Annotated in this window: 27 protein-coding genes and 4 tRNA genes; 20 read left to right on the top strand and 11 right to left on the bottom strand. The window is 70.9% G+C overall.

What is annotated here, in order from left to right; genetic code table 11:
* The first annotated feature begins 116 nt into the window (after positions 1-116).
* On the top strand, positions 117-1727 hold the full coding sequence (locus ACWDY5_RS04435) for a hypothetical protein (protein WP_449720910.1): 1611 nt from the start codon (positions 117-119) through the stop codon (positions 1725-1727).
* Positions 1728-1776: 49 nt separating this feature from the next.
* Here the strand turns inward: ACWDY5_RS04435 and ACWDY5_RS04430 are convergent, their stop codons facing one another.
* The 4 genes from ACWDY5_RS04430 to ACWDY5_RS04415 all read right to left on the bottom strand — a co-directional run bounded on the left by ACWDY5_RS04430 (position 1777) and on the right by ACWDY5_RS04415 (position 6250).
* Positions 1777-2847, bottom strand: a complete 1071-nt coding sequence (locus ACWDY5_RS04430; protein ID WP_449720909.1) for a 2-oxoacid:ferredoxin oxidoreductase subunit beta — start codon at positions 2845-2847, stop codon at positions 1777-1779.
* Entirely contained in the window at positions 2844-4724 is a 1881-nt protein-coding gene (locus tag ACWDY5_RS04425) for a 2-oxoacid:acceptor oxidoreductase subunit alpha (RefSeq protein WP_449720908.1), read from the bottom strand. Before ACWDY5_RS04425 ends, ACWDY5_RS04430 begins: the two co-directional genes overlap by 4 nt.
* Before the next feature lie 250 nt (positions 4725-4974).
* Entirely contained in the window at positions 4975-5736 is a 762-nt protein-coding gene (locus ACWDY5_RS04420; RefSeq protein ID WP_449720907.1) for an enoyl-CoA hydratase, read from the bottom strand.
* 61 nt (positions 5737-5797) lie between these two features.
* Positions 5798-6250 carry an Lrp/AsnC family transcriptional regulator gene (locus ACWDY5_RS04415; RefSeq protein WP_252480501.1) on the bottom strand — a complete coding sequence of 151 codons (453 nt, stop codon included), beginning with the start codon at positions 6248-6250 and terminating at the stop codon, positions 5798-5800.
* A gap of 74 nt (positions 6251-6324) precedes the next feature.
* Between ACWDY5_RS04415 and ddaH the strand changes: the two genes are divergently transcribed.
* A complete protein-coding gene (gene ddaH, locus ACWDY5_RS04410; RefSeq protein WP_449720906.1) occupies positions 6325-7209 on the top strand; it encodes a dimethylargininase in 885 nt (294 codons plus the stop codon).
* Positions 7210-7212: 3 nt separating this feature from the next.
* On the opposite strand, the gene ACWDY5_RS04405 is transcribed toward ddaH, so the two are convergent.
* Positions 7213-8184, bottom strand: coding sequence for a hypothetical protein (locus ACWDY5_RS04405; protein ID WP_449720905.1), 972 nt, complete (start codon positions 8182-8184; stop codon positions 7213-7215).
* Between the two features lie 54 nt (positions 8185-8238).
* Complete coding sequence (locus tag ACWDY5_RS04400; RefSeq protein WP_283661842.1) at positions 8239-8997, bottom strand: GntR family transcriptional regulator; 759 nt, start codon at positions 8995-8997, stop codon at positions 8239-8241.
* Between the two features lie 134 nt (positions 8998-9131).
* On the opposite strand from ACWDY5_RS04400, the gene ACWDY5_RS04395 reads away from it, so the two are divergent.
* From ACWDY5_RS04395 to htpX, 4 genes are all read left to right on the top strand, one after another.
* Entirely contained in the window at positions 9132-9548 is a 417-nt protein-coding gene (locus ACWDY5_RS04395) for an NADH-quinone oxidoreductase subunit B (RefSeq protein ID WP_252480504.1), read from the top strand.
* The gene (locus tag ACWDY5_RS04390; RefSeq protein WP_449720904.1) at positions 9545-10126 is read left to right on the top strand and encodes an NADH-quinone oxidoreductase subunit C; all 582 of its coding nucleotides are present in this window, start codon (positions 9545-9547) and stop codon (positions 10124-10126) included. Before ACWDY5_RS04395 ends, ACWDY5_RS04390 begins: the two co-directional genes overlap by 4 nt.
* The gene (locus tag ACWDY5_RS04385; protein ID WP_449720903.1) at positions 10123-10575 is read left to right on the top strand and encodes a 4Fe-4S binding protein; all 453 of its coding nucleotides are present in this window, start codon (positions 10123-10125) and stop codon (positions 10573-10575) included. The genes ACWDY5_RS04390 and ACWDY5_RS04385 overlap by 4 nt, the downstream gene beginning before the upstream one ends.
* Positions 10576-10646: 71 nt before the next feature.
* The gene (htpX, locus tag ACWDY5_RS04380; protein WP_449720902.1) at positions 10647-11522 is read left to right on the top strand and encodes a zinc metalloprotease HtpX; all 876 of its coding nucleotides are present in this window, start codon (positions 10647-10649) and stop codon (positions 11520-11522) included.
* On the opposite strand, the gene rfbA is transcribed toward htpX, so the two are convergent.
* Both rfbA and ACWDY5_RS04370 read right to left on the bottom strand, forming a co-directional pair.
* Positions 11516-12406, bottom strand: a complete 891-nt coding sequence (gene rfbA / locus ACWDY5_RS04375) for a glucose-1-phosphate thymidylyltransferase RfbA (protein ID WP_449720901.1) — start codon at positions 12404-12406, stop codon at positions 11516-11518. The genes htpX and rfbA overlap by 7 nt on opposite strands.
* A 128-nt stretch (positions 12407-12534) precedes the next feature.
* Positions 12535-13026, bottom strand: a complete 492-nt coding sequence (locus ACWDY5_RS04370) for a YajQ family cyclic di-GMP-binding protein (protein ID WP_252480509.1) — start codon at positions 13024-13026, stop codon at positions 12535-12537.
* Between the two features lie 143 nt (positions 13027-13169).
* Between ACWDY5_RS04370 and ACWDY5_RS04365 the strand changes: the two genes are divergently transcribed.
* The 4 genes from ACWDY5_RS04365 to ACWDY5_RS04350 all read left to right on the top strand — a co-directional run bounded on the left by ACWDY5_RS04365 (position 13170) and on the right by ACWDY5_RS04350 (position 15802).
* Positions 13170-13250, top strand: a tRNA-Tyr gene (locus ACWDY5_RS04365).
* A 165-nt stretch (positions 13251-13415) separates the two neighbouring features.
* Positions 13416-13820 (top strand): sigma-70 family RNA polymerase sigma factor, encoded by a 405-nt coding sequence (locus ACWDY5_RS04360; RefSeq protein WP_449720900.1) that lies wholly within the window; start codon positions 13416-13418, stop codon positions 13818-13820.
* A gap of 436 nt (positions 13821-14256) precedes the next feature.
* Entirely contained in the window at positions 14257-14793 is a 537-nt protein-coding gene (locus tag ACWDY5_RS04355; RefSeq protein WP_449720899.1) for a hypothetical protein, read from the top strand.
* A 172-nt stretch (positions 14794-14965) separates the two neighbouring features.
* A complete protein-coding gene (locus ACWDY5_RS04350) occupies positions 14966-15802 on the top strand; it encodes a DivIVA domain-containing protein (RefSeq protein WP_449720898.1) in 837 nt (278 codons plus the stop codon).
* On the opposite strand, the gene ACWDY5_RS04345 is transcribed toward ACWDY5_RS04350, so the two are convergent.
* Both ACWDY5_RS04345 and ACWDY5_RS04340 read right to left on the bottom strand, forming a co-directional pair.
* The gene (locus tag ACWDY5_RS04345; RefSeq protein WP_449720897.1) at positions 15799-16050 is read right to left on the bottom strand and encodes a hypothetical protein; all 252 of its coding nucleotides are present in this window, start codon (positions 16048-16050) and stop codon (positions 15799-15801) included. The two genes, ACWDY5_RS04350 and ACWDY5_RS04345, sit on opposite strands and share 4 nt — an antisense overlap.
* Before the next feature lie 122 nt (positions 16051-16172).
* Positions 16173-17186: an aldo/keto reductase gene (locus ACWDY5_RS04340; protein ID WP_449720896.1), complete on the bottom strand. Its 1014-nt coding sequence runs from the start codon at positions 17184-17186 to the stop codon at positions 16173-16175.
* A 369-nt stretch (positions 17187-17555) separates the two neighbouring features.
* Here ACWDY5_RS04340 and ACWDY5_RS04335 point away from each other — a divergent pair, with 369 nt between their 5' ends.
* From ACWDY5_RS04335 to ACWDY5_RS04310, 6 genes are all read left to right on the top strand, one after another.
* A complete protein-coding gene (locus ACWDY5_RS04335; protein WP_449720895.1) occupies positions 17556-20201 on the top strand; it encodes a putative bifunctional diguanylate cyclase/phosphodiesterase in 2646 nt (881 codons plus the stop codon).
* 94 nt (positions 20202-20295) lie between these two features.
* Positions 20296-20368: transfer RNA gene (locus ACWDY5_RS04330), tRNA-Thr, on the top strand.
* 74 nt (positions 20369-20442) lie between these two features.
* Positions 20443-20516 (top strand) — tRNA-Met (locus ACWDY5_RS04325).
* Between the two features lie 151 nt (positions 20517-20667).
* The gene (gene rpmG / locus ACWDY5_RS04320; protein ID WP_252480515.1) at positions 20668-20832 is read left to right on the top strand and encodes a 50S ribosomal protein L33; all 165 of its coding nucleotides are present in this window, start codon (positions 20668-20670) and stop codon (positions 20830-20832) included.
* Between the two features lie 104 nt (positions 20833-20936).
* Complete coding sequence (locus ACWDY5_RS04315) at positions 20937-21410, top strand: FAS1-like dehydratase domain-containing protein (RefSeq protein WP_252480516.1); 474 nt, start codon at positions 20937-20939, stop codon at positions 21408-21410.
* Positions 21407-21844 (top strand): MaoC/PaaZ C-terminal domain-containing protein, encoded by a 438-nt coding sequence (locus ACWDY5_RS04310; RefSeq protein ID WP_252480517.1) that lies wholly within the window; start codon positions 21407-21409, stop codon positions 21842-21844. Before ACWDY5_RS04315 ends, ACWDY5_RS04310 begins: the two co-directional genes overlap by 4 nt.
* A 72-nt stretch (positions 21845-21916) precedes the next feature.
* Here ACWDY5_RS04310 and ACWDY5_RS04305 read toward each other — a convergent pair whose 3' ends face one another.
* Positions 21917-23119, bottom strand: a complete 1203-nt coding sequence (locus ACWDY5_RS04305; protein WP_449720894.1) for a pyridoxal phosphate-dependent aminotransferase — start codon at positions 23117-23119, stop codon at positions 21917-21919.
* 212 nt (positions 23120-23331) lie between these two features.
* Here ACWDY5_RS04305 and ACWDY5_RS04300 point away from each other — a divergent pair.
* The 4 genes from ACWDY5_RS04300 (at position 23332) to rplK (ending at position 25256) form a co-directional block, all read left to right on the top strand.
* A tRNA-Trp gene (locus tag ACWDY5_RS04300) sits at positions 23332-23404 on the top strand.
* Positions 23405-23438: 34 nt separating this feature from the next.
* Positions 23439-23837: a preprotein translocase subunit SecE gene (secE, locus tag ACWDY5_RS04295; RefSeq protein ID WP_252480519.1), complete on the top strand. Its 399-nt coding sequence runs from the start codon at positions 23439-23441 to the stop codon at positions 23835-23837.
* Positions 23838-23908: 71 nt separating this feature from the next.
* Positions 23909-24703 (top strand): transcription termination/antitermination protein NusG, encoded by a 795-nt coding sequence (nusG, locus tag ACWDY5_RS04290; RefSeq protein WP_449720893.1) that lies wholly within the window; start codon positions 23909-23911, stop codon positions 24701-24703.
* 118 nt (positions 24704-24821) lie between these two features.
* A complete protein-coding gene (rplK, locus tag ACWDY5_RS04285) occupies positions 24822-25256 on the top strand; it encodes a 50S ribosomal protein L11 (protein ID WP_185000499.1) in 435 nt (144 codons plus the stop codon).
* Positions 25257-25336 lie beyond the last annotated feature (80 nt).

Here is a 25336-nt window from a genome sequence, read left to right as displayed (position 1 = left end):
TCGCTCGACAAGTAACTTCGTCACATCAACTACCGCCACCTGGTCAACAGGACGCGGCGGACGGCCCTGCGCGTTAGGGTTCGGCAAAGTATGGAGAAGGCCGGAGGGATGTCGCGGTGTCGTCGTTGTTCGGGCAGGTCTGGCTGTGGAGCCTGCTCGCATTCGTGATCGGTGGCCTGGCCACCTGGGTGCTCTTCGTCACCCCCGCCCGCCGCGAGCTGGCCGCGCTGGAAGAGGAAAGGTCCCGCAGGCCGCAACCGCCGCCCACGGTGGTGCGCAAGCACGACGAGGACGACGACATCGTCTTCGAGCCCATGCAGACCCCCGTGGCCGCCCCACGCCCGGTCACCAGCAGCTCCGAGCAGACCACGGTCCTGCCGGCCCAGCCGAAGACCAGCCTGTTCACCCCCGACCCGGCCCACGAGCCCACCACCCAGTCCGAGGCCCCCTGGGAACGCCGCCGCGAACCCACCTGGTCCCAGCCCAGCCCCGCCCCCGGTCAGCAGCGGTCCACGCAGCGCGCCGAGGACGAGCGCCCGGAGCCCGCGAAGACGCAGCAGTGGTCGGCCCAGCGCGCTGAGGACGAGCGTCCGGAGCCCGCGAAGACCCAGCAGTGGTCCAGCCAGCGTGCCGAGGACGAGCGCCCCGAGTCCGCGCCCACCCAGCAGTGGTCCACCGCGCGCGCCGAGGAGGACCGCCAGCCGGCGGAGGAGGCCCCGCGCCGCCAGGAGCCCGCGAAGACGCAGCAGTGGTCCGCTCAGCGCGCCGAGGACGACCGCCCGGAGCCCGCCCCCACCCCGCAGTGGTCCACCCAGCGCATCGAGCCCGAGCCGCGCGAGGACGAAGTCCCCGCCCCGACCGAGCGCTGGTCCGCCCAGCCCCCGGCCGACGAGCCCGCCCCGGCCCAGCAGTGGTCCCGCCAGGACGCCGACGAGCCCGCCCCCGAGCTGACCTGGACCGCCGCCCAGCCCGACGCCCCGGCCCAGTCCGAGTCCCCGGCCCAGCGCGACACCTCAGCCCAGCGCGAGACCCCGGCCCAGCCCGACGCCCCGGCCGCCACCCAGCAGTGGTCCACCCCGGAGGACGTCGACGACCAGCCCACCGCCGCCCAGCAGTCCCCGCGCGGCTCCGACCAGCCCACCACCGCGATCTTCGCCCCGGTCCGCACCCCGGAACCGGCCGCCCAGCCCGGCAAGTCCGACGAGGAAGAGCGCCCACTGTTCTTCGAGGCGGAGACCCCGGCCTACGGCATCCCCAAGAGCGAGATCCTGGACGCCCTCGAAGAGGACCCCGAGCCGCGCCAGGCCCAGCGCCCCGTGCCCTCGCCCGCCCCGCCCGCGCCGCAGGTGAGCGCGCCGCCGGAGCTGGACGTCACCGATACCGAGCTGGCCGACCACCGGCCGTCCCGCTCGCCGCGGCCCGCCCAGCGGGTGGCGCCGCCGCAGTTCCCGCCGCGGCCGTTGCCGCCGCAGGAGCTCCAGGCCAGGGACACCGCCTACTTCCAGCACCTGGCCGCCAGCTCGGGCAACAACGCGCCGCCGGTGCCGCCCTCGGTGCCCGCGCCGCCGCGCCAGATGCCGCCGGTGCCGCCCGCGCCGCCGCGTCCGGTCACCCCGGCCGAGCAGCCGCCGCCCCCGCCGGTGGCCCCGGCCGAGCCGACCACGCCGCCGCGCGGTGAGCGGTCCCGCTCGCTGTTCGAGCCGGTGATCGACCCCGACAAGCAGTGACACGAAAAAAGCCCCCTGGACGCGCCGGGGGGCTTTTTTCGTTGCTGTGTCAGGCCAGCACGGTCCAGGTGTCCTTGCCGCGAAGCAGCCCGGCCAGGTCGGCGGGCTTGCTCTGCACGGCCTGCTGGACCTGGCTGCGCGCCTGGTCGTCGTAGGTCGGGCGGGGCACCGAGCGGAACACACCGGTCACGGTGTAGTCCAGGTTCTGCCCGCCCAGCCGGGACAGCGCGAAGGCGTAGCTAGGGTCCTGCAGGGTCGCGTCGTGCACCACCAGCGCGTCCTCGCCGACCTCGTCCACCTTGCGCACCACGAACGAGCCGTGCTGACCCTCCCGGATCACCCCGAACTCGCCCTCGGCGCCGAAGCGGATCGGCTTGCCGTGCTCCAGCGGGATGATCCGCCGGTCCTTCTCGCCCGGCTCCTTGAGCACGTCGAAGGCGCCGTCGTTGAAGATCGGGCAGTTCTGGTAGATCTCCACCAGCGCGCTGCCCCGGTGCTGGGCGGCCTGCCGCAGCACGTCGGTCAGCCCGGCCCGGTCGGAGTCCAGCGCCCGGCCGACGAAGCTCGTCTCCGCGCCCAGCGCCAGCGAGATCGGGTTGAACGGGTGGTCCAGCGAGCCCATCGGGGTGGACTTGGTGACCTTGCCGACCTCCGAGGTCGGCGAGTACTGCCCCTTGGTCAGCCCGTAGATCCGGTTGTTGAACAGCAGGATCTTCAGGTTGACGTTGCGGCGCAGCGCGTGGATCAGGTGGTTGCCGCCGATGGAGAGCGCGTCGCCGTCACCGGTGACCACCCACACCGACAGGTCCGGCCGGGACACCGACAGCCCGGTGGCGATGGCCGGGGCGCGGCCGTGGATGGAGTGCACCCCGTAGGTGTTCATGTAGTACGGGAACCGCGAGGAGCAGCCGATCCCGGAGACGAAGACGATGTTCTCCCGCTTGAGCCCCAGCTCCGGCAGGAAGCTCTGCATGGCGTTGAGGATGATGTAGTCACCACACCCGGGGCACCAGCGCACCTCCTGGTCGGACTTGAAGACCTTCGCGGTCTGCTTCTCGTCCGTGGTGGGAACACCGTCCAGGCCGCCGATGATCGGCAACCCGATGTCGACAGCGGTCATGCCTTGACCCCCTGGATGATCTCGGTGAACACGTCCTGGAGCTCTTCGGCCTTGAACGGCGTGCCAGCCACCTTCGTGTGGCTGATCGCGTCCACCAGGTACTTGGCCCGCAACAACAACGCGAGCTGGCCGAGATTCATTTCCGGGACGAGCACCTTGCGGTAACTGCCCAGCACCTCACCCAGGTTCTTCGGGAACGGGTTGAGGTGCCGCAGGTGCGCGTGCGCGACCTTGAGGCCGAGCCTGCGGACCCGGCGCGCGGCCGCGCCGATCGGGCCGTAGGTCGAGCCCCAGCCGACCACGAGCACCTCGGCGTCGCCGGTCGGGTCGTCCACCACCAGGTCCGGCACGTCCACGCCGTCGATCTTGGCCTGGCGCAGGCGGACCATCTTGTCGTGGTTGTCCGGGTCGTAGGAGATGTTGCCCTGGCCGTCGCCCTTCTCCAGACCACCGATGCGGTGCTCCAGACCGGGCGTGCCCGGCACGGCCCACGGCCGGGCCAGGGTCTCCGGGTCGCGCAGGTAGGGCCAGAACTCGCCGGAGCCGTCCGGCGCGTTGACCTCGGTGGCGAAGGAGACCCGCAGGTCGGGCAGGGTGTCCACGTCCGGGATGAGCCAGGGCTCGGACCCGTTGGCGATGTAGCCGTCGGAGAGCAGCAGCACCGGCGTGCGGTACTTCAGCGCGATCCGCGCGGCGTCGATGGTCATCTGGAAGCAGTCCGCGGGGGTGGCCGGGGCCAGCACCGGAACGGGCGCCTCGCCGTTGCGGCCGAACATGGCCTGCAACAGGTCGGCCTGCTCGGTCTTGGTGGGCAGCCCGGTGGACGGGCCGCCGCGCTGCACGTCCACCACCAGCAGCGGCAGCTCGGTCATCACCGCGAGGCCGATGGTCTCGGACTTCAGCGCGATACCGGGGCCGGAGGTGGTGGTCACACCCAGCGCGCCGCCGTAGGCCGCGCCCAGCGCCGCGCCGATACCGGCGATCTCGTCCTCGGCCTGGAAGGTGGTGATGCCGAAGTTCTTGTGCCGGGACAGCTCGTGCAGGATGTCCGAGGCCGGCGTGATCGGGTACGTGCCGAGGAAGACCGGCAGCTCCGAGCGCTGACCGGCGGCGACGATGCCGTAGGCCAGCGCGGTGTTGCCGGTGATCTGGCGGTAGGTGCCCTGGGCCAGCTTGGCCGGGGCGACCTCGTAGGTCACCGCGAAGGCCTCGGTGGTCTCGCCGTAGTTCCAGCCGGTGCGGAAGGCCAGCACGTTGGCCTCGGCGATGTCCGGCTTCTTGGCGAACTTCTCCCGCAGGAACCGCTCGGTGCCCTCGGTCGGCCGGTGGTACATCCAGGACAGCAGGCCCAGCGCGAACATGTTCTTCGCGCGCTCGGCGTCCTTCTTCGACAGCCCGGTGGGTTCCAGCGCGCCGCGGGTCAGGGTGGCCATGGCGACCTTGTGCACGACGTAGGGCTCCAGCGAGCCGTCTTCGAGCGGGTCCGCGGCGTAGCCGACCTTGCTGAGGTTGCGCTTGTTGAACTCATCGGTGTTGACGATGAGGATCCCGCCGTGCGGCAGGTCGGCGATGTTGGACTTCAGCGCCGCGGGGTTCATCGCGACCAGGACGTCCGGCCGGTCGCCCGGCGTGAGGATGTCGTAGTCGGCGAAGTGCAGCTGGAAGCTGGACACCCCGGGCAGGGTTCCTGCAGGCGCCCTGATCTCGGCGGGGAAGTTGGGCAGCGTGGCCAGGTCGTTGCCGAAGGCCGCTGCCTCCGATGTGAACCGGTCTCCGGTCAGCTGCATGCCGTCACCGGAGTCGCCGGCGAACCTGATGACCACTCGGTCGAGCTTGCGGACCTCCGCGGTCTCGTGGCCCTCGGTGCTCACACTCATGGGCTCGCGATCCCTCTCTTCACCTCACGCGCCTGCATCGGCCATCGAAAACCGATGCCCCCCAACGAGGGTAGTCCGCGTCAGGGACCGTCAGCGTCGGGGAACTCACGGATCGGAGTTGCTGGTACTGCCTTGACAACGCTTCGAACACGGTAAGGGTGCCCTTGCCGTGTTCTCATTAGAGAGACGCACGTCACACGCGTCATCCCACATAGTTGTGCCGAGGCTGGGTGTTACTCCAGAGTAACAGTCACTTCCCGCTGATCCGGGCCTTCATCGCGGCCAGGCGCTCGGCGAAGGCCGGGCTGTTCATGGAGATGAGCTGGGAGACCAGCTCGACCTCCACCGCCTCGGCGTGCTCGGCCACCGCGGCGGTGCGGCGCATGGACTGCTTGGTGGCCAGCACGAGTTCCCGTGGCGCTCCGGCAGAAGCGGCCGCCAGCTCTACCGCCGCGGCCACCACATCTGCCGGTTCACCTGGTGTCCGTGCCCACACCAGGCCCGTCTTCTCGGCCGCCTCGGCGTCCAGGATCTGGCCGAACAGCGCCATCGCGGTCGCGGTCTGCGGACCGACGATCTTGTTGAGCATCCAGGTCATGCCGCCGCCGGGGTGGATGCCCAGCTGCAGGAAGCGGGCGTCGAAGCGGGCCAGCGGACCGGCCAGCCGCACGTCGCAGGCCAGCGCGAGGTTCAGGCCCGCGCCGACCGCGGCCCCGTTCACCGCGGCGATGGTGGGCAGCGCGCAGTTGGCCACGGCCAGGAAACCGGCGTAGATGGTGCGCAGCCCGGACTCGCGAGACTCGCCCAGCGCGGTCAGGTCCGCGCCCGCGCAGAAGGCGGGCGGGGCGCCGGTGACCACCACGGCGTGGATGTCGCCGTTCTGCTCGCAGGCGGTGACCGCCTCGGCGAGGCGGGTGGAGATGGCCGGGGTCAGGGCGTTGCGGCGGTCGGGGGCGTTGACCGTGATGATCGCCACCCGGTCGCGCTGCTCCAGGAGCACCTCAGCTGACATGGCGGTGATCCTGCCGTATCGGAGTGGCCAATTGCCGTTCCGGCCGGTGATTTACGCCTCTTCAGCGAGGGGGCTCCGGCGCGGGCGGGCGTTCCAGCAGGGTGGAGAGGATGACCGTGGAGACCGTGCGGTCCACGAAGTCCAGCGCGCGCAGCCGCTCCAGCGCGGTCTCCAGGTGGTGGATGTCCCCGGCACGCAGGTGCACGATGGCATCGGCCGAGCCGGAGACGGTGTAGGCGGCGACCACCTCGGGCAGCGACTCCAGCCCGGCGCGGATCTTGCCGGGGGTCACGTTGCCCTGTCCGTGCACCTCCACGAAGGCCTCCGTGCCCCAGCCGAGCGCCTCCGGGTCGACCACCGCGGTGAAGCCACGTAACACGCCCGTATCCAGCAACTTGTCCACCCGGCGCTTCACCGCGGGGGCGGACAGACCGACGCTGGAACCGATCTCCGCGTAGCTCGATCGGGCGTCGGCGACCAGGCACGAAATGATTCGATGGTCGATGGTGTCCATGCGCAACATTCTGCCCCAATCCGGGCACAATGCGGTGTTGAACGAACGTCAGGTGGCCATTTACATTTCGAATCATGTCCTCCGCTCTCGACGTCTCGCCCGCCGCCTCGGTGGAGACCTCCGCGACCGCCGCCCCAGCGGTCCGCACGCCGACTCGTCGTCGTTACCTGATGTGCCCGCCGCGTTACTTCACGGTGGAGTACTCGATCAACCCCTGGATGGACCCCAGCCAGCCGGTCAGCGCGGACCGGGCGCTGGAGCAGTGGACTGCCCTGAAATCCGCCTACGAGTCCCTCGGCCACCAGGTCGAGGTGATCGAGCCCGCCCCAGGCCTGCCCGACATGGTCTTCGCGGCCAACTCCGGCACCGTGGTCGACGGCCGGGTGCTGGGCGCCCGCTTCCGCGCCCCGCAGCGCGCGGACGAGGCCGAGCACTTCCGCCAGTGGTTCCTGGCCAACGGCTACCGCGACGTGGTCATGCCGGCCAGCGTCAACGAGGCCGAGGGCGACTTCGCCTGGACCGGCCGCCTGCTGCTGGCCGGCACCGGCTTCCGCACCGACCCCGGCGCGCACGCCGAGGCCCAGGAGGTGCTCGGCGTCCCGGTGGTCTCCCTGCAGCTGGTCGACCCGCGCTACTACCACCTGGACACCGCCCTCGCGGTGCTCGACGACCGCCCGGAGCAGGGCCTGGTCGTCTACTACCCGGAGGCCTTCTCCACCGGCTCCCAGCAGGTGCTGCGCTGGCTGTTCCCGGACGCCGTGCTGGCCACCGCCGAGGACGCGGCCTGCCTGGGCCTCAACGCGGTCTCCGACGGCCGCAACGTCATCCTGCCCACCGAGGCCACCGCCCTCGGCGAACGCCTGGCGATGCGCGGCTTCGAGCCGAAGTACGTGGACATCTCCGAGCTGCGCAAGTCCGGCGGCGGCCCCAAGTGCTGCACCCTCGAGCTGCGTGGCTGACCTTCACGGCCCTCGGTGCCAGACCAGGCCGTAGAAGATGAACCGGCCGTTGCTGTTCGGCGAGCTCGGCAGTGCGATCACCCGGAGCCGGGCGTAGCGACCCTCCCGGCTCCGGGCGCACAGGTGCCCGTCCACCCGCAGTGCGGAGAACTCCGCGCGGGTGGTCATGCCGGTGGCGTTGCGGCAGGCGAACCAGTCCGGCTCCGCGCTGCCGGACATGACGGTCAGCTGCGCGCCCAGCGCGGTGAAGATCCCGTTCCGGTCCATGTTCAGGTCGCCGTCACGCTCGTGCTGCTGCCGCCAGTAGTCCATCCAGACCGAGTCGTCGCCGGGCGTGGTGTTCAGCGTGACCTCGTGCTGGTGGCTCACCGGCGGCGCCTGCCCGGTGGCCGGGCCGGGGCCGTCCAGCAGGCGGTCGGTGGTGCTGGGTGACGGGCCGGGCCGCGCCGGCGAGCTGGTCGCGGAGCCGGTCGTGCTGGTGACGGTCGGCGGTGGCTGTCCCGGCAGGCCGCTGGGGCTGGAGCTGGGGCCGGGAGTGCTGCTGCCCGGTTGCCCGGCCGAGGTCGAGCTCGGCGGGGCGTCGGTGGCCGGCACGCTGGTCTGCCCGCTGCCCGCGCCCTGGGAGGCGGCAGGCGGCTGGCCGGACGATTCGGCGCGGGGCAGCGCCAGCACCAGCCCACCGGCCAGCGCGAGCACACAGCCCGCGGCCAGCAGCAGGCTGCGCGGCCTGCCGTGGCGGCCGTGCCTGCGGCCCCAGGCCAGCCACACCAGCAGGAAGGCGCCAACGCCGAACAGCACCACCACGGTCAGCACCCGGCGGCCGTCCGGGGTCGCCGGGTCCACCTTGAACCCGGTGACCGTCACGGTCACCAGGCCCACCAGCGCGCCCAAGGCGGTGAACAGCTCCTTGCGCCAGTCGGCGAAGCTCGGCGCCGGTCGCCGCTGCCCGTCTTCCGGGCTCGGTGTCTCTGCCACGTCCACCCCGGGATCGGTGTCGAGGCCGCCGCGACCGGCGTTACGTCTGGCTGCTCAGGCCGGGAACTCGTACTCCAGCACGTAGGAACCCGCGTCCAGGGTCATCTCGGTGACCTCGATCGCCTCGCCGGTGGTGGTGAAGGCGGTGCGCACGATCACCACCAGCGGGGTGCCCGGCTCCAGCCGCAGCGCCTTGGCCTCCTCGCCGCGCGGCATCCTGGCCCGGATCTCCTCCCGGAAGGCCGCGGCAGGCTTGCCCAGCTCGCGGAGCCGGGCGTACACCCCGCCAGGACCCGGATTGGCCCTGGTGAGCGCCGAACCGGCGACCAGTGAGGCCGGGAAGTAGGACACCGAGAGCATCACCGGGTGGCCGTCCACCAGGTTGCGCCGCCGCCGCGCCCAGACCCTGGCTGGCTCGTGCAGCCCGAGCACCCGCGCCACGTAGTGCGGCGCCTGCTCCTCGGCCACCTCGACACTGTCGATGGTCAGCGTCCGGCCGGTCAGGTCGGTCTCCCACCGGCTCGGCCAGGACGCGCTGCGGTCCCCGCGCAGGCGCTGCGGCGAGTTGCGCCTGATCGGCCGGTCGTCCCGGACGTAGACCCCCGAGCCCCGGCGGGACCAGGTCAGACCCTCGTTCTTCAGAACCTCCAACGCCGCCCGAACCGTCATCCTCGCCGCGCCGTGCCGCTCCATGAGCTCGTTCTCGCCGGGGAGGCGCGAGCCGGGCGGGTACTTGCCGCAGGAGATCGCGGATCGGAGCTCGTCGGCTATGCCGCGGAATTTAACCCGGTACGCAGAGCCCGCCTCAGCCACTGGGATCGGCCCCTCTCGAGTCGCAGTTGCCGTTGGCCAGGGTACTCTCTTTCCGTAATCAACTAGCTACGGTCCGCCTACAAAACCCATGTCAATCGCTGCTCCAAGTGGGCGGTCTTTTACCCTCGGCAGCTGTGAACACCGCTGTTGAGCTGGACTGGGGGACCTCCTACCAGGTCACCGTCCTTGATCTCGGCCTCGCCTGCTGCGGGGTGGAGGTCATGGCCGCCCTGCATGGCGCCGACCTGGCCGGATACGGAATCGAACCCACCGGGGGGCCGGAGCGGGCGCACGTGCTGGTGGTCTCCGGCACGGTGACCGACGTGATGCTGCCCGCGATCCTGGCCACCTACCGCGAGATGCCCGAACCGAAGTACGTGCTTTCCGTCGGCGCCTGCTCCAACACCGGCGGCCCGTACTGGGACTCCTACGCGGTCACCAAGGGCATCGACCAGCTGCTCCCGGTGCACGTGGCCGTGCCCGGCTGCCCGCCGCGCCCGGAGGCGCTGCTGGAGGGCATGGTCGCGCTGCACAAGCTGGTGCGGGCATGACCGCGCTGGCCACGGCCGAGGAGCTGGCCGCGCTGCTGCCGGGGGTCACCGTGAAGACGGCCTTCGGGCAGAGCACCGCGCACGTGCCGGTGGCGTCCTGGGCCGCCGCGGCCCGGCACGCGCGCGAGGACCTGGGCTGCGTGCTGTTCGACTGGCTGGGCGCGGAGGACGCCGGCCGCCCCGGCGCGGTCGGCGCCAGCCACGCGGTGACCCTGCACGTGCTGCGGCCCGGCCCGTGGACCGGCCTGCTGCTGCGCACCGAGGTGCCCTCGGGCACGCCGCTGCCCAGCGTGGCCGGGGTGTGGGCGGGCGCGGCCTGGCACGAGCGGGAGGCGGCCGAGATGTTCGGCCTGGAGCTCACCGGGCACCCGGACCCACGACGGCTGCTGCTGCCGGACTCCTTCGCCGGGCACCCGCTGCGCAAGGACTTCGTGCTGGCCGCCAGGGTGGTGCGGCCGTGGCCGGGCAGGCTGGAACCCGGCGAGGACGGCTCCGGCGCGCCCAGCCGCAGGCGGATCGCGCCGCCAGGAGTGCCCGGCCCCGAGTGGGGACCGCGTCGAGAAGAGGGAGACCAGTGACCAATCCCGAGGACCTGGCGCCGCGGACCCGGGGGGTCATCGCGCTGCTGGAGGCCAACTGCACGGTCTGCATGCTGTGCGTGCGGGAGTGCCCGGACTGGTGCATCCACATCACCTCGCACACCGAGACCACACAGCCGCCCGGGGCCGCCCGGCCGAGGCAGGTCAACGTGCTGGACCGCTTCGCCATCGACTACGGCCAGTGCCTCTACTGCGGGATCTGCGTGGAGGTCTGCCCGTTCGACGCCCTGCACTGGGCCCCCGACTTCGGCTATCCCGGCACCGGGTCGGCCGAAGGCGAGGGCGCGGTCGCCGAACTGGTGCACGAACGGGACCGGCTGGGCGAGTGGGTGGCCGCCGCGCCCCCGCCGCCACCGCTGGACCCGGCGGCCGAACCGGCCCCGGAGGCCGCGCCAAGGGGCGGCAGGCCGGGCCGCCCAGGAACCTGACGCCCCTTTCACACGTTGACTGGTCAGTAGGCCGGTTCGTCCGACGAGGCCGGGAGGAGGCCGAAGGGACCATGCGAAGTCACTACAACGGGCTCAAGACGGCCCTGCTGCTCGGCGGGCTGAGCGCGCTGATCATCCTGGTCGGCTCGCTCTTCGGCGGCGTCTGGCTGTGGGTCGCGCTCTTCGGCGCGCTGGCGGTGAACGCCTACGCGTACTTCAACTCCGACAAGCTCGCGCTGCGCGCCATGCACGCCAGGCCGGCCTCCCAGTGGGAGCAGCCGGGGATGTACCGGATCGTGCGCGAGCTGGCCACCTCGGCCCGGCAGCCGATGCCCCGGCTCTACATCAGCCCGACCGTCGCGCCGAACGCCTTCGCCACCGGGCGCAACCCGCGCAACGCCGCGGTCTGCTGCACCACCGGCATCCTGGAGCTGCTGGACGAGCGCGAGCTCCGCGCGGTGCTCGGGCACGAGCTGGCGCACGTCTACAACCGGGACATCCTGATCTCCTCGGTGGCTGGCGCGCTGGCCAGCGTGGTGACCTTCCTGGCCAACATCGCCATGTTCGCCGGGTTCTTCGGCGGCAGCGACGAGGACCGGCCAGGCCCGCTGGCGGTGCTGCTGATCGCCATCCTCGGCCCGGTGGCCGCCGGTGTGGTGCAGCTCGCGGTGAGCCGCTCGCGGGAGTACCAGGCGGACGAGTCGGGTGCGGCGCTCACCGGCGACCCGCTCGCACTGGCCTCGGCGCTGCGCAAGCTGGAGCTCGGCACCCAGGCCGCGCCGCTGGCGCCGGAACCGCAGCTGATGTCCCAGTCCCACCTGATGATCGCCAACCCGTTCCGGGCAGGCGAGTCGATGGCGCGCTGGTTCTCCACCCACCCGCCGATCGAGGACCGGATCCGGCGGCTGGAGGAGATGGCCCGCAGCGGCGGCTACGGCCGCTACTGAGCCGCCGGGCTGGCGCCGGCGTTGAGCGCCACGTCCATCACGTACTGGCCATAACCCGACTTGGCCAGCCCCGCGCCCAGCGCGTAGCAGGCGTCGGCGTCGATGTAGCCCATGCGCAGCGCGATCTCCTCAAGACAGGCGATCCGCACGCCCTGCCGGTGCTCCAGCACCTGCACGAACTGCCCGGCCTCCAGCAGCGAGTCGTGCGTGCCGGTGTCCAGCCAGGCGAAGCCGCGGCCCAGGTCGAGCAGCTTGGCCCGGCCCTGCTTGAGGTAGGCCAGGTTGACGTCGGTGATCTCCAGCTCGCCACGGGCCGACGGGGTCAGCTCCTTGGCGATCCGGACCACCTCGTTGTCGTAGAAGTACAACCCGGTGATCGCCCGGTTGGACCGGGGCCGCTTCGGCTTCTCCTCGATGGAGACCAGGTTGCCGTCCGCGTCCGCCTCGCCGACGCCGTAGCGCTCGGGGTCCTTGACCGGGTAGCCGAAGAGCACACAGCCGTCGAGGCCGCCGACCAGCTGCTGGAGCTGCCGGGAGAAACCCTGGCCGTAGAAGATGTTGTCGCCCAGCACCAGCGCCACGTCGTCGTCGCCAACGAAGTCGGCGCCGATGATGAACGCCTCGGCCAGCCCGTTCGGCTGGGGCTGCTCGGCGTAGGACAGGCGCAGCCCGAACTGGGAGCCGTCGCCCAGCAGCCGCTGGAACATCGGCAGATCGGCGGGCGTGGAGATGAGCAGGATCTCCCGGATGCCGGCCAGCATCAGCGTGGACAGCGGGTAGTACACCATCGGCTTGTCGTAGACCGGCAGCAGCTGCTTCGACACCGCCTGGGTGATCGGGTGCAGCCGAGTTCCGCTGCCCCCGGCCAGGATGATCCCCTTCATCGCCCCCACCTTGTCCTACCGACGCTGGTGAAAACCACGGTAGTCCAGATGGGTGGAGCTGCGGTTGAAGAGTGTTCGATGCCATCCCCGCTTGGCCGCCCCGGCGCGCGACCGGGGCGGCCCACGCGTCAGCGGTAGTTCGTGAACTGCAACGCGATCCCGAAGTCCTTGGACTTGAGCATCGCGATGACGTCCTGCAGGTGGTCCTTCTTCTTGCCGGTGATCCGCAGCTGGTCACCCTGGATCTGCGCCTGGACGCCCTTGGGACCCTCGTCCCTGACCGCCTTGGCGATCTCCTTGGCCTTGTCCGATGCGATGCCCTCGATGACCTTGCCGGTGACCTTGTAGATCTTCCCCGACAGCTGCGGCTCGCCCACCTCGAACGCCTTGAGCGAGATCCCCCGCTTGATCAGCTTCTCCTTGAGCACCTCGATCGCCGCCAGGCACCGCTCCTCGGTCTCCGCCTGGATCGCGATCCCGTCCTCACCGACCCAGTTGACCTTCGCGTCGACACCCCGGAAGTCGAACCGGGTGGACAGCTCCTTGGTGGCCTGGTTGACCGCGTTGTCCACCTCCTGCCGCTCGACCTTGCTCACCACGTCGAATGACGGGTCCGCCACGTTGCCGCACCTCTCCCAGCTGTGAACTCAAGCCCCCGAAGGAGGCTCCTGAGGGCCAAGACGGTACCCGCTGGATACCCGCTTGCACGCCCCTGCCCAGGGGTATGTAAGCTGCTTCCTGCAGCCGAGAGATCAGCTGCACTGGCAGGTTGCCCGAGTGGCCAAAGGGAGCGGACTGTAAATCCGTCGCGAAAGCTCCGAAGGTTCGAATCCTTCACCTGCCACACCAGCGAGAACACCCCCGTGACCGGTAAGAACAGGTCACGGGGGTGTTCTCGTGTTGGCCGCACTCTGAGCCACTGACGTCACCCGAATGGGGTGGCAACCGTTCCGTGCCTTCACCGGGTCTAGGGCCTGTAGGGGGAAGGTCCAGGGAACGGGAGGGGGGTGTGCGGTGGAGGCCGATCCTGACCGGCAGCCGGTGGGACGCCGAGGAGGTCGTGCAGGAGGCGCTGTTGCGCTGCCTGCGCCGATGGCGGCGCGTCGCCGTGGACAACCAGATGGCCTATGCCCGCAAGGCGGTGCTGCACGAGTTCCTCCGCGCCGCCGCACGCAAGCAGTGGCGGATCACCGCGGCGCCTGAGCGGGTGGAGGACTTCTCGCCCTCGGTGGCCGAGCGTGGCGATGTCCTTGCGGTGCGGCGACTGCTGCCGCCGCGGCAACGGGCGGCGGTGGTGGCCCGGTTCCTCTTCGACCTGTCCGAGCCCCAGACCGCCAGGGAGCTTGGCTGCACGGTCGGCACGGTGAAGTCGCTGACCAGCAGGGGACTGGCTCGGATCAGGGAGTTGTGGTGAACGCACCGGGACAGGACCTGGTGGAGTCGCGGCTGCGCGTGGAGCTGGCCACCGCGCGGCTCGGGCCCGAACTGCGGGCAAGGTCAGGTGGACGAGGTGATCAGGGCATGCCGTCGCAGGCGGTCCGAGCAGCGCAGGCAGCGGGTGGCGCTGCTGGCCGTGGTGGCCACCGTGGTCGTGACCACAGCCGGCCTCTGGTCCGTCCTCGGTGGCGCGTCCGCGCCGGAGCGGGTGACCGCGGCGGCCCCGGTGGGGCAGTGGCCGGCCCGCGGCGAGCTGGCGGCGGACCGGGACCTGTCCCGGCGGGCCGAACAGGTGTGGCGGCAGGCCGGGCGCGGCATCGCGCAGGCCGACCGGGTGCACCTCCTCTTCGCCCAGGCCTCCACCGGCCTGCGGCGCAACGTGCTGGTGGTCGGCCGACGCCGCGATCTGGGCGGTGCTGCCCGCCGGAGCCGGCGCCTGGAACACGCGGCTCACGCTGTCCTCCGGAAGCACGTGGACGACGGAGCCGCTGGCCGCGGGCACCGCGGACCCGGCGATCCAGGCCGGCACGCTGGAGGCGCTGACCGGCCCCGGCACGGCGCGGATCCGCCCCGAACCCGGCGACCCGGTGGCCATCGGAGATCTGGTGGCAGGCCCGACCGGTCTGGTCGGCGTGGTCAGTGCGGTCGAAGAGGACACAGTCACGGTGGACACCGGTCTGACGGCCCTGCCGCCGGGCAGCCGGGTTCAGGTCGCGATCTCGGGCATCCCCGGTTCACTGCGTACCGGGGCGCGCGGCGAGCTGCTGTTCGAGCCCAGCGGTGGTGCCGAGCCGGCGGCAGGCAACCGCGTGGTGCTCACCGGCCCGGCCCGGCCGAAACTGTTGGTCAACCTGGGCAGACTGGCCGGCGGCGCGGGCGCCTGGCGAGTGGACCGGCTGGCCGAACCGGAACCCGGCGGGACCGTGGTGATCATCAGCGGTCGCCGCTGAGTGACAGGAGGTGTGGTGAGCGGTCTAGGAGCTCCTCGCCACGCCCTTGGGGCGGCGGGTGAACCGCCTGCCGCCGCCATCCGTATGGGGGTGTGTGGCTGGGCCGACAGGCGGAGTTCCGTCGTGTCGAAACCGGGGCAGTATGGCCGCACTTAGGTCTCCTGGAGGCGCCATGACGCTGACTCCCGAGGACGTGCGTGATGTCCGGTTCCACCGGCCGCCGTCGGATGTGAAGGGGTATGACGAGCCGCCGGTGGACGCGTTCCTGGTGCGGATCGCGGACACCCTGCGCGGGCAGGACGGCATCACCGCGCAGGACGTGCTGAAGGTGCGGTTCCCGCCTGCGCCGGTGGACGGCAACGGCTACGACCGGGACGAGGTCGAGCTGTTCCTCGACCTGGTGGCCACGGTGCTGGAGAAGCGGGCGCTGGCCGAGCAGGGCAGGCTGACCGCCGCGGACGTGGCCGAGGTCGGGTTCCAGCGGCCCAAGCCGGGCGCGGCCGGCTACGACGAGCGCGAGGTGGACGCCTTCCTGGCGCGGGTGCAGGCGACCTTGCGCGGGGCGGATGACCTGACGCCGCAACAGGTTCAGGCGGTGGAGTTCTCGGCGGCGCCGGTGGGGCGGGGTGGCTACGACCGGGGCGGGGTGGACGCCTTCCTCGACCAGGTCGCGGTGGCCCTGCAGCGGGCCGCGGCGCCCCGGCCGCAGCTGGTCCCGGTGCGCGGTGGCCCGTCCCCGGCGGCGCTGACCGCCGAGGACGTGCACAACGTCGGGTTCCACCTGGCCGGGGGCGACCGCCGCGGCTACGACGAGGACGAGGTAGACGCCTTCCTGGACCGGATCGAGGGCACCCTGATCGGCGCGGACACGCTCACCCCGCACGACGTGCGCCGGGTCCGGTTCACCGAGCACACCGGCTCCGGTTACGACCCGGACGAGGTGGACGCCTTCCTCAACCTGGTCGAGGTGCACCTGCGCCGCCGCTACGGCCAGAAGAACACCGGCTAGAACCGGGGCAGCTTCATCAGCTCGCCCGCCTCGGTGTTGAGGTACCGGCCGCCGACCGCCACCACCTCCACCTTGCTCCAGCCGCTCCAGATGAACATCCGCCAGCCGCGGCGGAGGCGGCTGACCATGGTGGCCGTGCTGTCGGTGTCCCACTCACTGCTGTTGTCGGCGTTCTGCCAGCGCACCGACTGGATGTGCCGGTAGGTCTCGCCACCGCTCAGGTGGATGTGCGTGATGCGAACCTCCACGAAGCCGGACCTCCTGTTGATTGTTGATCTCCAGGTGGTCTGTCCATCGTGGACAGTCATGGCGGGGTTAACCGGCGTCACCGTCCTGTGTCCTGGCCGTTGCCGATCGTGTCCGGGCCGTGTCAGGGCCGTGCCGGACCGCTGCCCGCGCCGGTGCTGATGATCGCCTCGGTGATCTCCGCCAGGTCCGCCCCGGTCAGCTCCAGCGCGCCGGCCGGCAGCCAGCCGTCGATCTGCGCCGGGTTGCGCGCGCCCACGATCGCGCCGGTGACCCCTGGCCAGGACAGCGTCCACGCCACCGCCACCGCGCCCTGGCTCACCCCGTGCCGCCGCGCCACCGGCCGCAGCGCCTCGGCCAGCACCAGGTTCGCGGTCAGTCCCGCGCCGGTGAAGTGGTCGCTGCGGGAGCGCCAGTCGTCGGCGGGCAGCGCGGCCGCCCGTTCCCGGCTGAACGCGCCGGTGAGCAGACCGGCCTGCATCGGGCTGTAGACGATCACCCCGGTCTCGTGCGCGGCGCACCACGGCAGCACCTCGGCGGCCGTGTCGCGCTGGATCGCGGAGAACGGCGGCTGCAGGGTGTCCACGTGTCCCAGCTTCGCCGCCAGGGTCAGCTGCTCCACACTGTGGTTGGACAGCCCGGCCGCGCGGATCTTGCCCTCCGCCTTGAGGTCCAGCATCGTCTGCCAGTACTCCTCCAGGCTCGTGCCGTCCCCGGCCGGCCAGTGCACCTGGTACAGGTCGATCCGCTCCGTGCCCAGCCTGCGCAGCGACCCCTCCACCTCGCGGCGGATACTGGCCGGCGCGGCGACGGCGGTGGGCTCGGTGGCCGGGTTCGCCGGATCCCAGACCATGCCGCACTTGGTGAAGACGTACGGGCGCTCGGCTGCCGGGATGTCCCGCAGCGCGGCCGCGACGACCTCCTCGGAGTGGCCGAGGCCGTACACCGCGGCGGTGTCGATCCAGTTGACGCCGCCCGCGACCGCGTGCCGGATGGCGGCGATCGAGTCGGCGTCGTCCTGGGCTCCCCAGCTGTACGCCCAGCCGGCGCCGCCGATGGCCCAGGCGCCGAAGCCGACCCTGGTGATGTCCATGCCGGTGCGGCCGAGGGGGACGGTGGGAAGTGCTCCGCTTGTCATGCGGCCGATTCTTCTTCGAGACATTGGCGCAGTCCAATAGGAGAAAAAGATGTCATTGAGCAGCTGAGGTGATGAGCGTGCGGTCGTCCGGGGAGCCGCTGGGCTGTGGCCGAAACCACGCGGAGTGACCCTTGTGGTGGCCAGACGTTCACACTCAGGGCCGGTTGACCTTCATCTGATCGGGCTAAGTTGCAGGTCAAACCCCCCGGTGTCATTGCGTTGCTCCCCCATCTGTGACACCACTACCCGGGCGCCTTCGCCAGTTGGGTGAGAACGCTCCGTCATCGCTCTGGTCAAGCGGCCGTACGTCAGTCACGATCGGCTGTTGATGCGGTTTGCAAGCTGCAAATCGAGGTGTAAGGAGGGTGGATGTCGGATCGCCGACGGCCACTGGACCCGGACTCGCCCCCTGACGCACCGCGTCCGCTGGCGAGCCCGTTGGACCACGCCGCCCGCGGCCGGGCGTTCACCCGGTTCTCCATGGTCGTGCTGCTGGTCGGCGTCAGCGCCGCGGCCGCGGTCTCCTACTGGCTGCCCACCGAGCTCGACGCGCAGCTGCTCTGGATCGGCCCGCTGCTGGCCGCCGCCTTCCTGCTGGCCGAACAGCTGACCATCGACGTCGACGTGCGCACCGTCGGCTGGACCATCTCCTTCACCGAGATCCCGTTGGTCATCGGCCTGCTGGTGGCCCCGTTCGAAGTGGTGCTGGCCGCGCACCTGGTCGCCGGGCTCGGCGCCCAGCTCGGCAGGCGCGGCGGCGACCACGTGGTCTACAACGCCGGCGTGATGTGCCTGGAGATCGCGGTCCCGTTCACCGTGGCCACCCTGGTGCAGCGCGCCATCACCGACGGCCCGCAGTGGCTGGGCGCGGTGTTCGGCACGGTCACCTCCCCACTGGTCAGCGTGATCTTCGCGCTGGCCGCGGTGTACGTGCTCGGCGGCGAGATGCGGGTGGCCGGCGCCGCCCGGCTCGGCCTGCGCACCCTGGTCATCGGCCTGCTCAACACCTCCACCGGCCTGGTCGGCTACGAGATCGTGCGCAGCACCGCATGGGGCTGGGTGCTGGTGGTGCTGGTCTCCGCCGCACTGGTGCTGCTCTATCGCGCCTACTCCGGCCTGCTGCGCGACCAGCGCGACCTGGAGGCGCTCAGCGACGTCAGCCTCACCGTGGCCCGCTCCGGCCAGCAGGCGGTCAGCAGACCCACCGGCGCGGACAACGGCTACACCGAGCTGCACACCCCGACCAGCACGGTCGAGTGGCAGCAGATCGCCGAGCGCATCCGCGAGCAGCTCAACGCCACCAGGGTGGTGCTGCACCTGCGTCCCGACCCGCCCGCGGGCGTGCGCAGCCTGGTCGCGGGCGAACCGCTGCCCGAGGGCGCGCCGGCCAACGACGCGGTGGAGCTGCGCGACGACCCGATGCTGCAGCTGCCCGGCAGCCACGTCCGCTACTTCCGCACCGTGGACGCCGCCGACGACGTGCGTGAGGCGCTGACCCGGCGCGGCGCGCACGAGGCGCTGGTGGTCCCGCTGCGCGGCGCGCACCAGCTGCTCGGCGCGGTGGAGACGCACGACCGGCTCAGCCGCTGGCGCGGGTTCGGCCGGGCCGACGTCCGGCTGCTGCGCACCCTGGCCAGCCACCTGGCCACCGCGCTGGACAACCGGCGGCTGCTCGCCCGGCTCCGGCACGACGCCTATCACGACCCGCTGACCGGCCTGCTCAACCGGCCCGGCCTGCGCGAGGCCGCGGCCGAACCGCTGCGGCAGTCCCCGCGCTCGGTGGTCATCCGGCTGGACCTGGATGTGCTCAGCCAGGTCAGCGACGCGCTCGGGCACGCGTGGGGCGACCGGATGGTGGTGGCCGCCGGCCGCCGCATCCGGGAGGCGCTCGGCGCGGACGTGCCGCTGGCCAGGCTGGAGGGCGGCACCTTCGCCGCGCTGCTGGTCGACTGCACCACCGAGGCCGCGCACGGCATCGCGGAGAAGCTGCGCGCCCAGGTCGCCGCGCCCTACCCGGTGGAACGGCTCACCGTGGAGGCCACCGCGGTGGTCGGCTACGTGCCCACCATCGCCGAGGACGGCAGCCCGGTGCGGGACGTGGACACCCTGCTCCAGCACGCCGACGTGGCCGTGCGCGCGGCCCGCTCCAGCGGGGACTCGGTGCGCAGCTACCTGCCCAGCATGACCCAGGGCTTCCTGCGCCGCTTCCAGCTGGTCACCCAGTTCCGGCACGCGCTGGACAGCGGCCAGGTGCAGGTGCACTACCAGCCCAAGGTGGCCCTGCCCAGCCGCGAGGTGGTCGGGGTGGAGGCGCTGGTGCGCTGGGTGCACCCGGAGTTCGGCCGGGTCGATCCGGACGAGTTCGTGCCGGCGGTGGAGGCCACCGGCCTGGTGGACGCGCTCACCGGGTTCGTCATGGAGTGCGCGCTGATCCGCATCCGCAAGTGGCTGGACCGCGGCCTGCGGCTGTCCGTCGCGGTCAACCTGTCCGTGCGCAACCTGGAGGACGAGACCTTCCCCGACAAGGTGGCCGACGCGCTGAGCAGGCACGACGTGCCGCCGCGGCTGCTGACCTTCGAGCTCACCGAGTCCGGTGTGATGGCCGACCCCGAGCGCTGCCTGCCGGTGCTGCGCAGGCTGCACGGGCTCGGCGTGGTGCTGGCGGTGGACGACTTCGGCACCGGCTACTCCTCGCTGGCCTACCTGCGCCAGCTGCCGGTGGACGAGGTCAAGATCGACAAGAGCTTCGTGCTCGGCATGGGCACCGACCTCGGCGACCTGGCCGTGGTCCGCTCCATCGTCGAGCTGGGCCACTCCCTCGGCCTGCAGGTGGTCGCCGAGGGCGTCGAGGAGGACGCGGCCAAGGAGGCGCTGGTGCGCATGGGCTGCGACATCGCCCAGGGCTACCTGATCTCCCGGCCGCTGCCGGAGGACCGCTTCGAGGCCTGGCTGCGGGCCCGCACGGTGCGCGCCAGGGGCCGTCACGACGAGATGGTGCTCACGTTGGTCAGATGACCCACCCCCCGATTTCGCTTCTGGGGGAGGGCTGTTGTAAAGTTCTCCACGTCCCGCTCGGAGGGCCTGAACCGCCAAGCAGGACAAGCGCAACGCCCCAATAGCTCAGTCGGTAGAGCGTCTCCATGGTAAGGAGAAGGTCTACGGTTCGATTCCGTATTGGGGCTCTACGGGTGGGCCGGGGTGATCATCCAATGATCGCCACGGCCTGTCCGTGTGAGGGGACCTGGTCTCCTCGGATAGCGGTGTAGCTCAGCCTGGTAGAGCAAACGGCTCATAATCGTTGTGTCGCCGGTTCAAGTCCGGCCACCGCTACGCGAGATGGGTGAGCCCTGTCTGCCTTGCGGCAGACCGGGTCTCGCTTCGCATCACACTGGGGGCCGAGCCCCCAGACCCCCAGCCGGGGGTGTGCCCCCGGACCCCCCGTCGCGTGGCGGGGTCGTTTCGTCCTTGGGAGGGCTGCCTCGTGGCTAGCACTGATGTTCGGCCGAAGATCACCTTGGCCTGTGAAGAGTGCAAGCATCGGAACTACATCACCAAGAAGAACCGGCGTAACGACCCGGATCGTCTGGAGATCAAGAAGTTCTGTCCTAACTGTGGCACGCACCGTGCGCACAAGGAGACTCGCTGAGTGTAGGGCCCCGGTGTGGGGTATTGAACACTTAAGTCTGCAGGCTGAGAAGCTGCCCTGTTCGGAGCAGGGCAGCTTTCTTGTTACCGGGTACTCTGCCCGCCGTGGCGCTTAACCAGTCTTTCGTAGGACGCTCATACCGGCTTCCGTGGGTTTACGAAGTCGGCCGCGAGAGTATCCGTGACCTCGCGTACGCGATCGGTGACCTGAACCGGGCCTACCGGGATCCCGAGGTCGCCAAGAGCTTCGGGCACTCCGACATCGTCGCGACGCCGACGTTCGCGACCGTGCTCGCCGTCCGTTCCCACCACGTGGTGACCGACGACCCCGAGCTGGGCCTGGACTACAGCCGGATGATGCACAGCAGCCAGCGGTTCATCAACCACCGCCCGATCAAGCCGGGTGACCGGCTGATCTGCGAGCTGCACGTCGACGACATCTCCGCCCGGATGGGCAACGACTACATCACGCTGCGCTCCGAGCTGCTGACCGAGGACGGCGAGGCGATCTGCACCGCCATCGCCACCCTGATCGTCCGCGGCGAGAAGCCGGTGGCCGAAGGGGGAGCCTCCGCATGAGCATCGCGACCGCGCTGCCGCGCTACGACGACGTCGAGAAGGGCTTCCAGCTGCCGCCGTTGCAGCTGAAGATCACCCGTCGCGACCTGGTCCGCTACGCCGGGGTGTCCACCGACTGCAACACCATCCACTGGAGCGACCGGGCCGCCAAGGCCGCAGGCCTGCCAGGGGTGGTCGCGCACGGGCTGCTGACCATGGCCATGGTGGCCAGGATCGTCTCCGACTGGACCGGTGACCCGGCCGCGATCATCGACTACCAGGTGCGCTTCGGTCGCCCGGTGGTCGTGCCGGACGACGACGAGGGCGCCACCGTGGAGGTCGTCGCCAAGGTCGGTGAGAAGCGCGATGACAACACCGTGCGGGTGGACATCACCGCCAAGTTCGCCGGGCAGTCGATCTTCGGGCGGGCTTACGCCATCGTGCGCCTGGCCTGAGCGGGCCCAGGCGATCAGCGCCGGGAAGGGGCACATCGGCCAGCACGGCCGGTGTGCCCCTTTTCCGTCTTGTCAGCGCGCTTCGGCCAGCAGCTCGCCGAGGCGGGTCACGCCGGTGACCAGGTCCTCATCGCCCAGGGCGTAGGAGAGCCGGAAGTAGCCGGGGGTGCCGAAGGCCTCGCCGGGCACCACCGCGACCTCGGCCTCCTCCAGCGCCAGCTCGGCCAGTTCCAGGCTGCTGGCCGGGCGGCGGCCGCGGATCTGTTTGCCGAGCAGCTCGCGCACGCTGGGATAGGCGTAGAAGGCGCCCTGCGGGGCCGGGCAGGTCACGCCGGGGATCTTGGTCAGCAGGTCCACCATGAGCAGCCTGCGGCGGTCGAAGGCCGCGCGCATCTCCGCCACCGCGTCCAGCGGGCCGGACACCGCGGCCAGCGCGGCCCGCTGGGCCACGTTGGCGACGTTGGAGCACAGGTGCGACTGGAGGTTGGTCGCGGCCGCCACCACGTCGCTGGGGCCCAGCAGCCAGCCGGCCCGCCAGCCGGTCATCGCGTAGGTCTTGGCCACGCCGTTGACCACCACGCAGCGGTCGGCCAGCTCCGGCACGACCACCGGCATCGAGACGTGCTCGGCTCCGCCGTAGACCAGGTGCTCGTAGATCTCGTCGGCGAGCACCCAGATGTCGTTGGCCGCGGCCCAGCGGCCGATCGCACGCACCTGCTCCGGCGGGTAGACCGCGCCGGTGGGGTTGGACGGCGAGCAGAACAGCAGCACCTTGGTCCGCGGCGTGCGCGCAGCCTCCAGCTGCTCGACGGTGGCCAGGTAACCGCTGGACTCGTCGGTCGGCACGACCACCGGCACGCCGCCGGCCAGCGTGATCGACTCCGGGTAGGTGGTCCAGTACGGGGCGGGCAGCAGGACCTCGTCGCCGGGGTCGAGCAGGGTGGCGAAGGCGGTGTAGACGGCCTGCTTGCCGCCGTTGGTGACCAGCACCTGGTTCGGCGCCAGGTCCAGGCCGGAGTCGCGCCTGGTCTTGTCCGCGATCGCGGCGCGCAGCTCGGGCAGGCCGCCGGGTGGGCTGTAGCGGTGGTTGCGGGTGTCCCGGCAGGCCGCCTCGGCCGCCGCGACGATGGGTCCGGGAGTGGGGAAGTCGGGTTCGCCCGCGCCGAAGCCGATCACCGGCCGGCCCTCGGCCTGGAGGGCCTTGGCCTTGCTGTCGACGGCGAGGGTGGCGGACGGGGCGATGCCGCCGATCCGCGCTGAGATGCGTGCGCCCATGACCGGCATCGTGGCAGAGCCCACGGGGGGCGCGGCGACCGCTTTTCGGGCGTCGACACCCCTTCCGACCACGCGGTTGGGGACTTCGGTGAGGTGTGCTCTACACTCATCGAACTGGGACGTCCGAACACCGAGCCCCACGCCCCACGTGGGGGTGGTGGAAGACGGCCTAAATCGCGGTTGCGGGCCTGTAGGCTGGGCAGTGATTGCGAAGGGGCGTAGCTCAATTGGCAGAGCAGCGGTCTCCAAAACCGCAGGTTGCAGGTTCAAGTCCTGTCGCCCCTGCGTCAAAGTGGTCGGTCGAGCGAAGGGCGGCGGCGTGAGCGAAGACCGCGAGCAGGAAACGCGGCCGGAGGACGAGAAGAAGGACTCCTCCCGCCCTGTTACCGCCGCGTCGCGGCGTGAACGTCGTGCCTCCGCCCGGCCGGAACGGGCTCGTCCCGCGAAGAAGGCCGACGAGTCCGAGGCCAAGGGCGCCAAGGGCAGGCCCACGCCCGCCCGGCGGACCAAGGAGAGCAAGGGCAACCCGATCAAGCGGATCGGGCGCTTCTTCCGCGAGGTGTTCTCCGAGCTGCGCAAGGTCATCTGGCCGACGCGCAAGCAGCTGGTCACCTACACCGCCGTGGTCCTGGTGTTCGTCACCTTCATGGTGGCGCTGGTCACCGGCCTTGACCTGGCCTTCGTGCAAGGCGTGACGTGGTTGTTCGACAACAAGTGACGCCCGCCCGCTGGGGTCGGCGTGAGGTCGTCGGCCACACGAGCAACGTTCGATAGGAAGCGAGACCGACTGTGACCTCACACGACGGCGGCCAGGAAGTGGCCGGCGTGACCGACGAGCAGGAGCGCCCCGGCATCGAGGGTGACTCCGCGCAGGTCGAGCACGCCGGTACGGACGCCGAGGAGTCCGCTGAGGTCGCAGACTCGGAAGACGAGGCCACCGAGGAGGCGGAGCTCGCCGAGCCCGTCGCCGAGGAAGGCGACCCCGCCGACGAGCTGCGTGAGGCACTGCGGCACGCGCCCGGCGACTGGTACGTCGTGCACTCCTACGCCGGCTACGAGAACAAGGTCAAGGCGAACCTCGAGACCCGGATCCAGACCCTGGACCAGGAGGACTACATCTTCCAGGTCGAGGTGCCGACCGAAGAGGTCACCGAGATCAAGAACGGCCAGCGCAAGCTGGTGCAGCGCAAGGTGCTGCCTGGCTACATCCTGGTCCGCATGGAGCTGACCGACACCTCGTGGAGCGCGGTGCGCAACACCCCCGGTGTCACCGGCTTCGTCGGCGCCACCTCCAAGCCGTCCCCGCTGACGCTGGACGAGGTGCTGAAGTTCCTGCTCCCGCGGGTCGAGCAGGCCAAGCCCGAGAAGGGCGGCAAGCAGACCAGCGCGACCGCCGCCAAGCCCACCATCGAGGTGGACTTCGAGGTCGGCGAGTCGGTCACCGTCATGGACGGACCGTTCGCCACCCTCCCGGCGACCATCAGCGAGGTCAACGCGGACGCGCAGAAGCTCAAGGTCCTGGTGTCGATCTTCGGCCGCGAGACTCCGGTCGAGCTGTCGTTCACCCAGGTCTCCAAGATCTGACCGCGCCGCCTCGGCAGGAGGCGCGGCGGCCGCGCCGGGGTCAGGCAAACCTCGACGTGGACATCCGGTGGGCACCGTGGCTCGGCGCCCACCTCAACACGGCAGAAGGAAAGACGAGATGCCGCCCAAGAAGAAGAAGCTGACAGCGATCATCAAGCTGCAGATCACCGCCGGTCAGGCGAACCCGGCACCGCCCGTTGGCCCCGCGCTGGGTCAGCACGGCGTCAACATCATGGAGTTCTGCAAGGCCTACAACGCCGCGACCGAGTCGCAGCGTGGCACCGTGGTGCCGGTCGAGATCTCCGTGTTCGAGGACCGTTCCTTCACCTTCGCGCTGAAGACGCCGCCGGCTGCCCGGCTGCTGCTGAAGGCCGCGGGCGTGGAGAAGGGCAGCGGCGAGCCGCACAAGACCAAGGTCGCCAAGGTGACCATGGACCAGGTGCGCGAGATCGCCCAGACCAAGATGGTCGACCTCAACGCCAACGACATCGACCAGGCCGCGAAGATCATCGCCGGTACCGCCCGCTCCATGGGCATCACCGTCGAGGGCTGAGTTCCCGCCGTTCTTCGCACCACCTGATCACCCCGTGGGAGAGCCAGGCGCTGGCTCGCTACCACAACTGACCTGAAGAA

Source organism: Crossiella sp. NPDC003009 (assembly GCF_053591555.1).
This window is presented reverse-complemented; position numbering and strand designations above follow the sequence as displayed.

Bases quoted from the DNA above. Each gene is read 5' to 3' on its own strand.
- ACWDY5_RS04430 (WP_449720909.1), bottom strand. From the start codon at position 2,847: ATGACCGCTGTCGACATCGGGTTGCCGATCATCGGCGGCCTGGACGGT.
- ACWDY5_RS04425 (WP_449720908.1), bottom strand. From the start codon at position 4,724: ATGAGTGTGAGCACCGAGGGCCACGAGACCGCGGAGGTCCGCAAGCTC.
- ACWDY5_RS04420 (WP_449720907.1), bottom strand. From the start codon at position 5,736: ATGTCAGCTGAGGTGCTCCTGGAGCAGCGCGACCGGGTGGCGATCATC.
- ACWDY5_RS04415 (WP_252480501.1), bottom strand. From the start codon at position 6,250: ATGGACACCATCGACCATCGAATCATTTCGTGCCTGGTCGCCGACGCC.
- ddaH (WP_449720906.1), top strand. From the start codon at position 6,325: ATGTCCTCCGCTCTCGACGTCTCGCCCGCCGCCTCGGTGGAGACCTCC.
- ACWDY5_RS04390 (WP_449720904.1), top strand. From the start codon at position 9,545: ATGACCGCGCTGGCCACGGCCGAGGAGCTGGCCGCGCTGCTGCCGGGG.
- htpX (WP_449720902.1), top strand. From the start codon at position 10,647: ATGCGAAGTCACTACAACGGGCTCAAGACGGCCCTGCTGCTCGGCGGG.
- rfbA (WP_449720901.1), bottom strand. From the start codon at position 12,406: ATGAAGGGGATCATCCTGGCCGGGGGCAGCGGAACTCGGCTGCACCCG.
- ACWDY5_RS04350 (WP_449720898.1), top strand. From the start codon at position 14,966: ATGACGCTGACTCCCGAGGACGTGCGTGATGTCCGGTTCCACCGGCCG.
- ACWDY5_RS04340 (WP_449720896.1), bottom strand. From the start codon at position 17,186: ATGACAAGCGGAGCACTTCCCACCGTCCCCCTCGGCCGCACCGGCATG.
- ACWDY5_RS04335 (WP_449720895.1), top strand. From the start codon at position 17,556: ATGTCGGATCGCCGACGGCCACTGGACCCGGACTCGCCCCCTGACGCA.
- ACWDY5_RS04310 (WP_252480517.1), top strand. From the start codon at position 21,407: ATGAGCATCGCGACCGCGCTGCCGCGCTACGACGACGTCGAGAAGGGC.
- ACWDY5_RS04305 (WP_449720894.1), bottom strand. From the start codon at position 23,119: ATGGGCGCACGCATCTCAGCGCGGATCGGCGGCATCGCCCCGTCCGCC.
- rplK (WP_185000499.1), top strand. From the start codon at position 24,822: ATGCCGCCCAAGAAGAAGAAGCTGACAGCGATCATCAAGCTGCAGATC.